Here is a 14,905-nt window from a genome sequence, read left to right on the forward strand (position 1 = left end):
TGGTTTCTAAACAGCCTTAAAGATAGGTATGAATTTTGATTTCTTCCGTATTATGATGACACAGCCCCTGCTTATACTTTACAGCGCCCTGCTTCTTGCCTTCGGCAGCTGCTCACCCAAACAGGCCGCGGCCTTACCAGCCGCCGTTTTGCAAACATCACCTGCGCTTCCTGCCGCGCAAGCACTGCTAACGGGCGCTGCGCAACTGGAACGGTACCTGCCCCTGCTGCAGGGCAAGCGTGTCGGGCTTATTGTCAATCAAACCTCTACCATCGGGCAAACGCACCTGGTGGATACCCTGCTGAGCCGGGGCGTGCAGGTAACCACCATTTTTGCACCGGAGCATGGCTTCCGGGGCGAGGCCGATGCCGGCGCGCATGTAAAGGATGCCCGCGACACCAAAACCGGGCTGCCCATTATCTCGCTCTATGGCGATAATAAAAAGCCTAAGCCTGAGCAAATGAAAGGCCTGGATGTGCTGGTATTTGATATCCAGGATGTGGGCACGCGCTTTTATACGTATATCAGCACGATGCATTACGCCATGGAAGCCTGCGCAGAGAACAACAAACCCCTGCTTATACTTGACCGGCCCAACCCCAACGGCAATTACGTGGATGGCCCAGTGCTGGAGCCGGCACTCAAATCGTTTGTCGGTATGCACCCCATTCCCATCGTACACGGCCTGACGGTAGGTGAGCTGGCCAAAATGATAAACGGCGAGAAGTGGCTGGAAGGCCAGCGCCAGGCTAACCTCACCATCATTCCGGTGGCCAATTATACCCACCAGACGGCTTATACTTTGCCCGTAAAACCATCGCCTAACCTGCCCAACCAGCAGTCCATTATCCTATACCCGTCGCTGTGCCTCTTCGAGGGGACGAACGTGAGCGTAGGTCGCGGCACTCCCACACCATTCCAGGTGATCGGGAGTCCTTTTTATACTTCCAAAGCGTTTTCGTTTACGCCACAGAGCACGCCGGGCGCCACCAACCCGCCATACAAAGGACAGACCTGCTATGGGTTTGACCTGACAAAACCGGCCGATGCACAGCCCTTCACGCTGGCTTTTCTGCTGGACATGTATCAAAACTCGACAAAAAAGGAGCAGTTCTTCAATCCATTTTTCGAAAAACTGGCCGGCACTACTGCCCTGCGGCAGCAAGTTATCGCCGGCAAAACCGAGGCCGAGATCAGGGCCAGCTGGGAACCGGCGCTATCTAAGTATAAACAACTACGCAAGCAGTATTTGCTTTACCCAGACAACCAGAAATAATGAGCAGAGAATTACGCATCGTGTTTATGGGAACGCCCGATTTTGCGGTGCCCACCCTGCAGACACTCGTGGAACATAACTACAAGGTAGTAGCCGTGATCACCGCGCCGGATAAGCCAGCCGGCCGCGGCCAGAAAATCCAGCAGTCGCCGGTAAAGGAATATGCCGTGGCGCAGGGCATCCCAGTGCTGCAGCCGACCAACCTCAAATCGGAAGAATTCCTGCAGGAGCTGCGCAGCTACCAGGCCAATTTGCAGATCATTGTGGCTTTCCGGATGCTGCCCGAGGTAGTATGGGCCATGCCCGAACTGGGCTCGTTTAATATACACGGCTCCTTGCTGCCTCAGTACCGCGGGGCGGCGCCTATTAACTGGGCCATCATCAATGGCGAGAAAGAAACAGGCGTGACCTCCTTTTTCCTCAAGCACGAGATCGATACCGGCGATATGCTTTTCCAGACGCGGGTGCCGATCCAGGAGGAAGATGACTTTGGCTCAATGTATGAGAAACTGAAGCAGGAAGGTGCCCGGCTTGCTTTGCGCACGGTGCAGGCCATCGAGCGCGACGCGGTGCAGCCGCAGCCCCAAAACACTACTGGCGAGATAAAACATGCGCCCAAGATCTACAAGGAAACCTGCCAGATCAACTGGAACCAACCTGCCCGGCAGGTGCGTAATTTTATCCGCGGCCTGAGCCCCTACCCTGCTGCCTGGACCCGCATCGGCGACAAGAACTTTAAAATATTCAGGACCGAGGTGCTGGAGAATACGGCGTACCCGCTCGCACCCGGCCAGATCAGCACCGATAATAAAACCTTCCTGCACGTGCAAACGGCTGCCGGCGCCCTGGCCATACTTGATTTGCAAATGGAAGGCAAAAAGCGCATGCCGCTCCAGGATCTGCTGCGGGGATATACCTTTAACACAGAACAAGTATGATCGCCATTGTTGTAGCGGTTGCCGAAAACAACGTCATCGGCAAGGATAACCAGTTGATCTGGCACCTGCCCGCCGACCTGAAGCATTTCAAGCAGATCACCATGGGCCACCCCATGCTGATGGGCCGCAAAACGTATGAGTCTATTGGCAAGCCGCTGCCCGGCCGCACCACCATCATCATCACCACCCAACCGGATTATACCGCTGCTGGATGCCTGGTAGCGCACTCCATCGAGGAGGCCCTGAAAACAGGCCGGGAGCTGGACCAACAGCTATACCTGATCGGCGGCGCCGAGATCTATAAACAGGCTTTGCCCCACGTAGACACCATTTACCTGACCCGGCTGCATCATACCTTTGAAGGCGACACGTATTTCCCGGAGCTGAAAGCGGAAGACTGGCAGGTGGTTTCGGAGGAAAACCACACGCCGGACGAGAAGAACAAGTATAGCTACAGCTTTGTGGAACTACGCCGCAAATAGCTACAAGTATAAAAAGGGAGGGGCGCTAAAGTATAGCGCCCCTCCCTTTTTATACTTGCTTATTATACTTACAAAAACGCTAGCGCAGGATGTACAACTTGCCGTAACCGTTTTTAAAAGCTTTATCGCCGAAGGTATTTCGGTGCTTCATCTCCTCACCGATCCGGCTCATCACCAGGCGGTACAAATATACGCCGTTGGCTAGTTGGTCGCCATACGTGTCGGTTCCGTCCCAGGCATAGGCCGTTCGGTTGTTGCCAATGCGCAGCGGGCCCATTTCCTCTTTCATGATTTCCTTCACTACTTTGCCTGTCACGGTCAGGATCTGGATCTTCATGTGCTCCGGGATGGTGCCACCGGTGAGGGTAAAGATGAACTGCGTTTTGCTGGAGAACGGATTCGGATACGGGTAGAAGTTGGTTACGCTGGCCTCGCTGATCACCTCGAAACCGATGCGGTACGGCGAAATGCCCGACGCTTTGCCGGCAGCATCGCGGGCCCGCACTTCCATGGTATACTTGCCGTCAGAGAGCTTGGCGGGCTTGTATTCCAGCTTGAAGTCATTTTTCTCATCGGCCGGGTAAAAACGCACTTCCTGCGGGTTGTTTGTCAGGGAGATTTCCTGCTCCTGCCCGTTGGGGTCGATGAGAATGACAGACATCGACGAAGGGTCTTCGAGAAACTGGCGCCGGTTTTCGTCCTTCACCACAATGCTGATCAACGGGCTTGGCGATACGATCTCGCCATCCAGGATATGCACGCCGTCAAAGGCCACATCAAGGATCGGGTGCAACTTGTTCCTGAGCTGGACAGGCACCTGATAAATGTTGTTGAAGAACTCCTGCTCCGGCTGCACCCGCGGGTTTACAAACATGCTCAGCCTGTAGCTGCCCGCCAGAGAGTAGGTGGGCAAGGTATAAGTAAAGTTTACCGTCTCGAAAGCGCCGGCAGGCTTGATCTTGAACCGGGAAACGATGGGCTGCTGGTTTTCACCTGTCAGCGTCACCTCTACTGTCAGCGAATCCGGAAAAGGAATATCGGTGATGTTCTGGAAAGCCATGGGCAGGGCGATGCGGCCCTGCAAGGCCTGCTCGTTCAGGATCTGCTCGCTTACTTTCACCAGATCCGGGCGAATAACGCCTTCTGGAGCCGGCTCATAGTAGGCAAACCACTCCTTTAATTGCGGCGCCGTACGCGCCACCGAGTCCGAAACAAAGGCGCGGAGTTTCAGATTAGGGTATATTTTGGCATCAATGGCGGCAAGGTCAAAAGCCTTGGTTGCGACCTTGTCTACCAGCACCTGCTCGTTTCCAGCAGCATCCAGCCCGATTATACTTAGTTTATACGTATCTTTGCCCTGGCCATTTCGTTCAATGTTATGATACAAGGTCCCCCAGTGCAGGGCCGGCCCCACCACGGTGGAGGTAAGAGTGCCCGCTGGTTGCTTTGACTTGAGAATCACTTTCAGCGCGATTGGCTGCGCTGTGGGCTTTGTCGGATCGTCTGTAGAAGCTGTGAGTTCCTGCACTGCCCCCGGGTCAGCGCCTTTCTGCCCGACAATACCGTAAGGATAGCCATTTTTTAACCCATCGATCAAAGTGGACCCTATACTTTTAAATTGCGTTTTCAGGCTGGCCGAAAAGTTCTGGAACGGGACGCTGTTAACCGTGGCCAGCACCACGTGGTAGCCGGTCGGAATGCTTTTCAAAAAGTTCTCCAGCTTCAGCTGGCTTGCAGCCTGCCCCATGTGGCCAAACTCATACAGGTAAGGGGCCGACGCACAGGCCACCCCGCTGCCCAGTTTTTCGACCATTGTCAGGCCTTTGTCCTCCACTACGATGGCAAAGATACGTGGCGTAGCGCTGCCCCCAGGGTCACTGCACGAGGCCGTATACAGCATTTTGCCATTGAAGAAAATACCATACGGCGGGTTGGTATACCGCAGATCGCCTCCTACCGTTTTGACATCAGTTTCTGCCGCAGCCGGCTCAAACTCCCATCTGATCTGCTGGGTACCTTTCTGCGTTATTTTACTCGTCTGGGTCGTTGAAAACTGCCCGTAATGGCTTTGCGACCATCCTTTGTGGCCGTTTTTTATCAACCTGAAGGAGCTGCTTGCCCATACTGTGTCCTCGCCAGCGGCATAATTATGAAACCGTACCCGCCAGTAATAAACGGTACTGTCTTTACCGGTGCCCGGTAGATTCACCTCCCAAACAGGCAACAGGGCGTGTTCGGAGGTATGCGTCATTTTCAGGTTGCTGTTGAAAGCCTGGGTGGTGTCTACTTCAAAATAATAGCCCTGCTGGTTTTGCTGCGCCTGCGTAGCCTGCGCCACCAGCTTTACCTGGGCAGCAGTTACAATACCAAAGTTTGACGGGCTTAGTGTTACCAAGCCGCTGGAGGCAAAATAATGCTGGAAGTGGCCGATGTTGTTGTCTTCGTTAAACTCATCCACGGCGTTGGGGCTGTCCAGGTACACATCGAACGTGTTCATGCCCAGCGCCGCTACTCCTTTATTGCTTAACGGAACTTTGATCACGCCTTTGTTCAGGATGGGGCCTACCTTTATAGAATCCACTTCCAGGACCGTGTTATCCGAAAGCGTTCTCCTGACTTTTACATAAACAGAATCCGTGATCGCTTTCCCAAGGTTGTTGACGCCCAGCACCAGGTTAAACTTTTCGGTGGCTGCCGTAACAGTAGTGTTATCATCGCTTGTTACCTCAAATGCATTTCCGCTGAACAGGTAATCGGGCTTGGCAGGGGTATAAAGTGTCAGGGCTGGGTCACCCTGCAGCACCATCTCCATTATCATGGCAATGTTGATGGGATTACCTGTAGATTCCAGCACCCGTTTGGCAGTTTCCTGCTGCACCACGCCCCATGGTTTCCCATAAAAATCCGGATCCTGAAAAGCTGTTGTATAAAAGTTACTGGAATAAACGTTTAGTTGGAAAGGATAACCGGCATCGACATGGGCAATTAACCCGATGGCGCCTTTTTCTGCTGTTTGCAGCCAATCTTCCCCAAACGAAGTATTGTTCGGTACAAAGGCATCTCCGGCATTGCACCCGTTCATGAGCATGAACGGGTATTTCCCCTTGTTCTTATAGCCATTTATGGCAACGGAAGCAAAGCCAATATCCAGGTCTGTAGTGCCCGGAGCACTGTGCCCGAAAAAGGTGATCAGGGAAACGCCGTTATTCACTTCCTCTGCCACATTTACGGTTTCAACTACTTCACTTACATTCTGCCGGTATTTTTCGATCACATTGGCACCTAACAAGGGCCCCTCGGCAATTTGTTTATAGCTACGCAGAAAGCTGGCGATTGTATTGATCTCCAGGTTAGTGTTTCCGCCTCCTAACTGCAAGATATTTTTCCGCCAGGGCTCCACCGGCGAAAGCGCTTCGTGTTCTTTCACCTTGTTCAGATACTGGATCACTTGCTCTGGGGTAGTTGCAGCAAGGCGCCCTGTAGGCACCTGCGGCACATAGGAGGAGTTCTGAAAATCTGCCGTAAAGAATACATCCGAAGCAGGGTAAATGCCGGTCGGCACCAGGTCTATCTCATGTACTTTGGGGTTGCGGGCCCCCACATGATAGTAGCTGTATTTACCGATAGAAGCCAAATAACTGGCAGAAGCATAATTCACCCCTTTGCCGATAATGAAAAGCTGTTTTTCGCGGGGTGACTGCGCCATAAATTTCATCATATGCCGGATAGCATTGGAAGAGAATTCACCATAATGAAATTCATTTACGACCTGGTCCATTGTCACCAGCAGGGTATCATATCCTCCGCCTGCAGCCGATGCTCTGTAGGCAGCATAGGCAACCGGCGCCGGCACGGCAGCTCCCCCGGCAGGTTTCATCAGCCGCTGATTGGTAATGATGATGTAATTATGCTTGGCCGGATCCAGTTGCCTGAATGTTGTCCGGAGCCCTCGTTTGGCAGGTTTAAAGGCCTTAGCAGCATCAGCTAGTAAAACTTTACGGGTGCTGCTGCCCGTGTTAATGACAAAGCCCTTCCCCGCACCAATCGCCTGGCCGGATATACGTATGGGGGCATCAGCATTGGTCACATCATAGGCCACCACTCCGCCTGAGGCTGCCGGGAATTCAAAATACTGTGTAGCGGCCCGCGTGGAATCGGTAAAGAATAAGAGGTTATTTCCTGTAAAAGTATTTTTCTGAGGGTAGGTAACGATTCCGTAGGCAAAGCTGATGGCATTGCCCTTTGTAGGAGTAGACACCGGTACGATCTGCAGGGTAACTTTACCCTGAACACTGATCTCGGAAAAGTCAAGGGGCTGGGTATCTTTTGCGGAGCCAAAGAAATCATAATTATAGGTAGCCAGCTTTCTGTAGCCGCCGCTGGAAGCGACATTCACATCAAAAGTATGCTGCTCCTGGTATGCTCCCACGGTGCCGTATTCTACTCGTGGTTTGGGCCCGGTTTGCTCCACGTCAACAATCCCTGAAATATCGTAGGTGCGCGGACTGATGGAATAGTTAGACATATACCCTTCACCCTGATCCATCCAGGGCATGTAGGTTTTGCGATTGTCCAGGTCATAGAGCTTGCCAAAATTAAACCGGTCCGCATTTGCATAAACCGCCTTCTGCAGATGGTAGGGTTCCGGCGAAAGGCCGCTGGCTGACGGGTTCACTTCCCGCATCCGTTTGCCGCCGGCCGGGTTTATCGTTAAGAAGTAAGCGGCTGTATCGGTATATAAACTAAATAGCTGGTGCACCTGGTGGGCAGGGTTCTGATACAGCTCGCGATCCAGGGCGCCGTCGTTGCGCTCGCCGTAAAACTCGACAAAGTCCTGCTGGTCCAGCTTCCCGTCGGTTTCGCCGGCTACATAAATCGCTACTTCTTTACCTCTTCTGAAAAGCTGCAACTGCGTGGGGTTTACGCTGGCCAGCCCCAGGCTGTCGAGATAGCCGTAGCTCAGGCGATGCAGCCCAGTGTTCACCACTTTTATTTTATAGTAGGTCTGGGCGTAGTTTATCCATTCGTTGCCATACTTTCCCTGGGCGCTGGCATTCCCGAAGTAGCCCCCCATCAGGAGCAGCAGCACTGCTAAGACAAACCGTGGAAGTAGTGTAAAGATGCGCATGGCTGTATACGAAACAGGTATGATTTTAATTGAAGGCATAACCCAGCGAGACGATCACAGAAGATGTATTGTTAGCCGCGATGGCATTGCTTTCCCTGTCGTTTACCCGCGAAAGCGCCAAATCCAGGTTCAGGCCGTTTGTCCGAAAGCCGATGCCAAAGTTTGGCTGCATACGGGTGGCCATGCTGCCGTCGAAGTTTTTTGTTTGCTGGTAATTGTTGATGCCGCCGCGCACAAAAACCGTTTGGGCATAGGCCAGTTCCAGCCCTACATGCGGGTCCACGGATACCAGGTCTGATTTTAGCAGCACATTGCGCCGGCCATCAAAGGTAAAGTCGATGTCGGCCGCGAGTAAGCCCGTGAATTTATCTGTAAAATGAAAGGAGCGCCCTACGCCTAATACCACCCGCGGCAGGGTAAGCTCGGCTGTATTTTCGGGCAGCTCGTTGCCGGTTTGCAGGTAAGCTTCTTCCAGCGCTTCCACGTTGTGGGTCCAGGCAGTAAAGGTGGTGGTGATATCTTTGGCCATGAGGCCAAACTGCCAGTTGCCACGCTCCAGCTGCGCGCCGGCATCGATCCCGAAACCATAGGCATTGGCAAACTCACCTACGTTGCGGTAAATGATCTTCGCGCTGGCGCCCAGGCGAAGGCCCTGGACCAGGTTGCTGCGGCGGGCGTACGAAAGCAGCACGGCATAATCCGCCACCGAAAAGAACTTAATGCTATCGTACTGAATGTAGCCATACTCATTTTGCAGGCGGCGCGTGTCGGCAATATCATCTACCCCGAGCCGGATAACCGAAACAGCCAGGGCACTGCTGGAGTCGAGGGGCATGGCAAAACTGGCAAAATCGTTTTTGGCGATGCCGGCAAAGAGCTCCGAGTGCATCAGGCCTACGTTATACTTGTGGTCGAGGCGCAGTAAGCCGGCGGGGTTCCAGTAGCCCGCCGTGGCGTCGCTGGCTACGGCAGCCTGCACATTGCCCATCCCGAGCGCCCGTGCGCCAACGCCAATGTTCAAAAACTCATTGCTATACTTGGGGGTGGTTACCTGGGCCAGGGCAGCCCGCCCGCCCAAAAACAAAAGTAGCACTGCCACGAAGCGGAGGGTATATGTTTGCATAGTAGAAGGCAGGGTTTCAATCGCTTAAAAATATTTTTTCATACTTCCTCCTCCACCCTCATCAGAAGGCAATGCACCTGCTTATGTGGCTCCAGGCGCATTTTAAGCGGTTTTGCAGCTCCAGGAAGAGTATAATTTTATCCAAAAATAAGAAATAATAATGATAATTATTTGGCCGAAAGAACCTATCCGGAAATCTTTCGTAATTATTTTTATACAGTACCTTGCGTTACATAGTACCTTATATTATATTTGCCTCAACATCTAACGGAATCATCATGAAAGTAGAAAACACACAAGTGCAGATGCGGAAGGGAATTCTGGAATTCTGCATCCTGGAGATTATCTCTCGTGGTGAAGTATATGCGTCCGATATGTTGGAAGAGCTAACAGCAGCCAAAATGATTGTTGTGGAGGGTACGCTCTACCCCCTGCTCACCCGCCTCAAGAACGCGTCGCTTCTCGAATACAACTGGGTAGAGTCTTCCTCCGGTCCACCACGCAAGTATTATAAACTCACTGATACGGGCAGCGAATTTCTGGAACAGCTCCGGGAAACCTGGCGGGAACTAGTTGACTCCACTGAATTTATCCTAAACAAGAAAGCTAAGTAATCATGAAAAAGAACATAAGCATTAACTTACAAGGCATCATCTTCCACATCGAAGAGGATGGATATGAGCAGCTTAGCCGGTACCTGACCTCTATCAGAACATACTTTTCGAATTATGAAGGGCACGAGGAAATTGTAGCGGATATCGAGTCGCGCATTGCCGAGATCTTTGCAGCCCGCCTGGCCCCCGGCAAGCAGGTTATCTCTATGGAGGACGTGCAGTACCTGATTGCCCGCATGGGTGATGTGACCGACTTTGAGATACTGGAGCCCATGGAAGAGGAAATGCCTTACATGAGTGCTGCTACACAGGCGCCCGGCGCCGGTCCTGAAGCCGAAGCGTATACTTCTGCTCCTTACGCAGGCCCTAAAAAACTTTACCGCGACATTAACCACAAAGTACTGGGCGGCGTTTGCTCCGGCATTGCCAACTACCTGAACGTGGACATGGTCTGGATCAGGCTGGCGTTTGCCCTGCTGGTGCTCGGCATCCCCTTTACCCACGGCGCCTCCGGCTTTGGCTTTGTCCTCTACATTATCCTTTGGATTGCCATGCCAGCCAGCGCTGCGCTGCCAGATACTACTGTTAAAAAGCTCTTCCGCGACCCTGAAGACAAGAAACTTGCCGGTGTGGCCAGTGGTATTGCCAAGTATTTCGGTGTAGATGTGGCCGTGATCCGCATTCTGTTCCTGGCCCTGATTTTTGCCGGCGGCTTTGGCCTGCTAGCCTACATTGTGCTCTGGATAGCAGTGCCCCAGGCCGTAACGCTTACCGAGCGCATGCAGATGCAGGGCGACCCGGTAACACTGGCCGGCATTGAAAAAACGCTGAAAGACAACCTGGACATGAAAGACCATAACGGCGAGGAAACTACCCTGGCCCGCGTGATTCTGCTGCCGGTGCGCCTGGTTTCGCAGATCATTCACTGGCTGGGCAACGCTTTTGGCCCTATACTTGGCTTCCTGATCACGCTGATCCGCATTGGTGCCGGTGTGTTTTTGCTGGTGCTCTCTATTGGCCTGACCATTGCCCTGCTGATGACCCTGTTTTATACCTTAGGGTGGATTGCTGAACCTCAGAGTATTTCTTTCGGCGATTATCCGGCCTCCGTGTTTCTGGAGGGCTTTCCCCGGCTCGGACTGGTGGCAGGTTTCTTTGTAGGTATTATTCCGCTGATCTTCCTTGTTTTCCTGGCTATAGGTTTGCTGGCGAAACGATTCTTTGTGCGTCCTTTTGTAGGCTGGTCGATGTTTGGGCTGTGGCTGGTAGGTGTGTTCGTCCTGATCGCAACCAGTGTAACGTATGCTGCAAACTTTAAACGCTCAGGCGAGGTGACCACGACCAAAACCGTGCCCGTGGGCAACTACCAGACCCTTACCCTGGATGCCTACGACCTGGACACCGAATACGACCGCGTGTATGTGGATGTGCGGGAAGCAGAAGGTGATAATGTTGAGATCATCCAAACCGTAGAGGCCAAAGGCAGAACCGAGCACGAAGCCCAGGCAAACGCCCGTATGGTTAGCTACCGGGTGGTGCAGAAAGACTCTGTGCTGCGGTTCGATAACAGCTACGAGTTTAAGCCTGGCGCCGCTTTCCGCGACCAGAACCTGGAAATTAAACTCATGCTGCCCAAAAACAAGAAGCTGCGCCTTACCAACGAGTTTATCTACATGCTACCCAGCGCTACCTTTGACCGTGAGTACAGCAACGAGAAGATAGCCCGCAACCTCTGGCAGGTGAAAGGCGACATGCTCGAATGCCTCACCTGCGCCACCGACACGCTGGATACCGAAGCCGATAGCAACATTGGTGACATAGATGTGGCTGCTTTTGGCGAAGGCGAAAGCGTGCTGCGGGACTTGAATGAGTATAACAGCAACTCCCAGCGCTACAACTTCAGTAACTTTAACCACATTTCGGTGGCAGGTCCTTACCACGTGCAGCTAACCCAGGGCAACAACTACAGTGTGCAGGTGCGTGCCGGCCAGAAAGAGCTCAAGCGCGTAGAAATGGAGCAGAATGGCGATGAGTTGGTGATCAACTACCAGGACAGAACCATCAACCTGCTGAGCGACACTGAGCCGATCCTGATCCAGATCACCGCTCCGGACATAACCAAAATTGACCTGAGTGGCGCAATAAAAGCTGATGTAAACGGTATTACCAGCAGCAACCTGGAGGTAAGCCTGACCGGCGCTACGAAGGCCGCCTTTAACGTGCGCACCCGCACCTTAAAAGCAGACATTGCCGGTGCCTCTGCCAGTAAGTTTATGGGCACCACCGACTCTTTTGATGTAAACGCGGCCGGCGCCTGCAGCATAGAGGCAGACCAGCTGCGTGCCCGCCAGGTAGATATTGATGCTGATGGGATGACTGTTGCCAAAGTGTACGCTTCGGCCACACTTCGGGCCGAAGCTTCAGGGGCCAGCCAGATCAAGTATAAAGGCAACCCCACTGACACCCGCATCAACGCCAATGGCGCCAGCAAAGTAGAGCGCCTGTAGTTACCCCATTTTTATACTTCGGTTCTATCAATGTATAATACCGGAGCGGGCTGAAATATCGTGTTATACTTCAGCCCGCTTCCAACAACCGCCTCCATTAGTACAAAATAAAACGATCGTTACCTCCTGCGATTCTGACGCAGTTATTTCCCTGAATAGTTTGTTGTTTGTTTCATACCGGCAGGGTCAGGCTCCTTCTTAGCATTGCTAAAAGAGGTGCAAGCCCTGCCGGTATTTTATTGGCTATTTTAAACCTGACCTTTAGCATTTTACCTGGCTCACGCACCTGCTGTCATCTGGTTCATATGCTCCTAAAAGAAATAAAACAATGCTAAAAAACATGCTAATGACTGTTCTAACGAGTGCGAGTGCCCTGCTAGCCTATTGTGCTCCAACCCAGGCACAGGATCAAGACCCTGCCCTCTGCGAAGAAAAGCTAATCTCTTACCTGCACTGGAAGGAAACTCCGACGACAGCCTGGTCGCTACACATCACAGCTAAAAGCGGCGGAAACCTGCAGTACATTGGCGTTACTCATTCAGATGATGCCACAGATTGCCAGTTTCAGCATATAAAGCAGGCCTGGGAAACACAGAAACCAACGATCGCATTTTTTGAAGGACCTGACCGGGGGATTGCAGCATCAGAAACCGAAACAATTGAAAAGTTCGGTGAATCAGGTTTTGTGCGGTACCTGGCCAAAGCTAGTGGCATTAAAACGCGCACACTAGAACCAGGGCCTCAGGAGGAAGCAGAATACCTGTTGTCGCTTGGGAAATTCACACTAGAGCAAATCAAGCTGTTTTATATACTTAGGGAAGCCAGCAGGCTGCGGGACAGGAAAGGCATGGACAAAGAACAAATAAAAGAGGCAGTCTCTCAGCTACTGCCAAAAGTTAATCAGTTAATTCCCGCTTTAGCAGGCGTGCTGCCTGACACAGCTTTCCTGCAACCTGCTTTTAAGAAATATTGGGCAGCGCCAAGCGAGTGGTGGCAGGCTCCTGCAGCATGGTTCGATCCGCTCAAAAACAGCGCGGAAACAGGCGGCAAATTCACGAACGAAATAAACAGCCGCAGCAGCGAGTTTCGGAACTTACACATGTACCGGCTCCTGACAAATGCCGTGTTACGAGGCGAAAAGGTACTGGCGGTTGTGGGCCGTAACCACGTGCCGATGCAGGCGCAGGCTATCCGGTGTGCGCTGCAATAACAACCATAACGTGGAAAAGGCAGGGAGCTATTCTCCTTTTTCAGTGGGCGACAGGTGCTTCACGCTTGTTAATCCCAACTCCTGCCCTTTCTGCAGCAGAAAAGCATAGGCTTCGGCAAACTCGTTTTTTACGGTGCCCTCCAGGATGGCTTCCGTCAGGATCTCCTTCAGTTCACCCACGGTTTTAGAAGGCTTCAGCCCGAAGGTATCCATAATCACCTCGCCCGTGATCACGGGCTGGAAGTTGCGCAGCTTGTCGCTTTCCTCCACCTCTACCAGGCGCTTCTGCACCTTGTCGAAGTTCTGCAGGTAGCGCTTTACTTTGCTATCGTTTTTAGATGTGATATCGGCGCGGCAAAGGGCCATCAGCGCTTCCACATCATCGCCTGCCTCAAATAAAAGCCTGCGGATAGCCGAGTCGGTTACCGTATCTTTTACCAGCGCAATGGGCCGCAGGTGCAGGCGCACCAGTTTCTGCACAAACTTCATGTGCTCGTTTAGCGGTAGTTTGAGGCCGGCAAACAGCTTGGGCACCATGCGGGCGCCGCGGTCTTCGTGGCCATGAAACGTCCAGCCCACTTTGGGAGAATAGCGCTTGGTATCGGGCTTGGCAATATCGTGCAGGATAGCCGACCAGCGCAACCACAGGTCATCCGACACTTCGGCTACATTATCGAGCACCTGCAGCGTATGATAAAAATTATCTTTGTGCGAGTTGCCATTGATCGTTTCCACCCCCTGCAGCTCGACCATTTTGGGGAAGATGAGGTGCAACAGCCCGGACACGAACAGCAGCTTGAAGCCATAGCTGGGAGTAGGCGAAAGTATGATTTTATTCAGTTCGTCCGTCACCCGCTCCTGCGACACAATTTTAATGCGCTCTTTGTTGTCCGTAATGGCATCGAACGTATCCGGATCGATATCAAAGCCCAGCTGGGAGGCAAACCGGATCGCACGCATCATGCGCAGGGGATCGTCTGAAAAGGTGATATTGGGCTCCAGCGGCGTGCGGATGATCTTACGCTTCATGTCCCGGAGGCCGTCAAATTCATCGATCAGCGCGCCATAGTTGCGTTCATTCAGGCTGATCGCCAGTGCATTGATGGTGAAATCGCGGCGTTTCAGGTCATCGTCCAGCGTGCCTTGCGCCACGTCGGGTTTACGCGTATGCTCGCGGTACGATTCTTTACGGGCCCCCACAAACTCCACTTCCCACGCGCCGGCCCGCAGCATGGCTGTTCCGAAATTCTTAAAAACTGTTACCTTGGGCTTGTTGGGCAGTTTGGCGGCTACCATACTTGCCAGCGCAATGCCATCGCCCACACAAACCACATCAATATCTTTGGAAGGTCGCCTGAGCACCAGGTCGCGGACGAACCCGCCGATCACATAAGCGTCTACTCCCAGTTCGGCAGCAGCTTCAGCTACAATAGCAAAGATCGGGTGCTCGGGTAATTGTACTTTCTCCATCTTTAAAATCAAACCTAAGGCTACTTTAGCGCCGCCTGAGGTGCAAAAATAAGGCATTATTTCAAGACAAAGGAATTATTGACAAAAGACAAGGGACAACAGGCTATTACGCAACACCTATCCCCCAAGATCAGGCAAGATATTTAAGCAAACGTCT

At 52.6% G+C, this 14,905-nt stretch carries 9 protein-coding genes; 6 read left to right on the forward strand and 3 right to left on the reverse strand.

The window, feature by feature from the left end:
• Positions 1-28 precede the first annotated feature (28 nt).
• From LWL52_RS12985 to LWL52_RS12995, 3 genes are read left to right on the forward strand one after another with little or no spacing between them, the layout of a single operon-like run.
• A complete protein-coding gene (locus LWL52_RS12985; protein WP_242920470.1) occupies positions 29-1,276 on the forward strand; it encodes an exo-beta-N-acetylmuramidase NamZ family protein in 1,248 nt (415 codons plus the stop codon).
• Positions 1,276-2,214, forward strand: a complete 939-nt coding sequence (gene fmt / locus LWL52_RS12990; protein ID WP_242920472.1) for a methionyl-tRNA formyltransferase — start codon at positions 1,276-1,278, stop codon at positions 2,212-2,214. Before LWL52_RS12985 ends, fmt begins: the two co-directional genes overlap by 1 nt.
• Positions 2,211-2,696 carry a dihydrofolate reductase gene (locus tag LWL52_RS12995; RefSeq protein WP_242920474.1) on the forward strand — a complete coding sequence of 162 codons (486 nt, stop codon included), beginning with the start codon at positions 2,211-2,213 and terminating at the stop codon, positions 2,694-2,696. Before fmt ends, LWL52_RS12995 begins: the two co-directional genes overlap by 4 nt.
• A gap of 79 nt (positions 2,697-2,775) precedes the next feature.
• On the opposite strand, the gene porU2 is transcribed toward LWL52_RS12995, so the two are convergent.
• Positions 2,776-7,863, reverse strand: a complete 5,088-nt coding sequence (porU2, locus tag LWL52_RS13000; RefSeq protein ID WP_242920476.1) for a putative type IX secretion system sortase PorU2 — start codon at positions 7,861-7,863, stop codon at positions 2,776-2,778.
• On the reverse strand, positions 7,850-8,947 hold the full coding sequence (locus tag LWL52_RS13005) for a putative type IX sorting system protein PorV2 (RefSeq protein WP_242920478.1): 1,098 nt from the start codon (positions 8,945-8,947) through the stop codon (positions 7,850-7,852). The genes porU2 and LWL52_RS13005 overlap by 14 nt, the downstream gene beginning before the upstream one ends.
• A 278-nt stretch (positions 8,948-9,225) precedes the next feature.
• Here LWL52_RS13005 and LWL52_RS13010 point away from each other — a divergent pair, with 278 nt between their 5' ends.
• The 3 genes from LWL52_RS13010 (at position 9,226) to LWL52_RS13020 (ending at position 13,278) form a co-directional block, all read left to right on the forward strand.
• On the forward strand, positions 9,226-9,561 hold the full coding sequence (locus LWL52_RS13010) for a PadR family transcriptional regulator (RefSeq protein ID WP_242920480.1): 336 nt from the start codon (positions 9,226-9,228) through the stop codon (positions 9,559-9,561).
• A gap of 2 nt (positions 9,562-9,563) precedes the next feature.
• Entirely contained in the window at positions 9,564-12,068 is a 2,505-nt protein-coding gene (locus LWL52_RS13015) for a PspC domain-containing protein (RefSeq protein WP_242920482.1), read from the forward strand.
• A gap of 340 nt (positions 12,069-12,408) precedes the next feature.
• On the forward strand, positions 12,409-13,278 hold the full coding sequence (locus tag LWL52_RS13020) for a hypothetical protein (protein WP_242920484.1): 870 nt from the start codon (positions 12,409-12,411) through the stop codon (positions 13,276-13,278).
• 27 nt (positions 13,279-13,305) lie between these two features.
• Here the strand turns inward: LWL52_RS13020 and LWL52_RS13025 are convergent, their stop codons facing one another.
• Positions 13,306-14,748 (reverse strand): CCA tRNA nucleotidyltransferase, encoded by a 1,443-nt coding sequence (locus tag LWL52_RS13025; protein ID WP_242920486.1) that lies wholly within the window; start codon positions 14,746-14,748, stop codon positions 13,306-13,308.
• Positions 14,749-14,905: the final 157 nt, after the last annotated feature.

The organism is Pontibacter liquoris, assembly GCF_022758235.1.
In the GTDB taxonomy this organism is placed as follows: domain Bacteria; phylum Bacteroidota; class Bacteroidia; order Cytophagales; family Hymenobacteraceae; genus Pontibacter; species Pontibacter liquoris.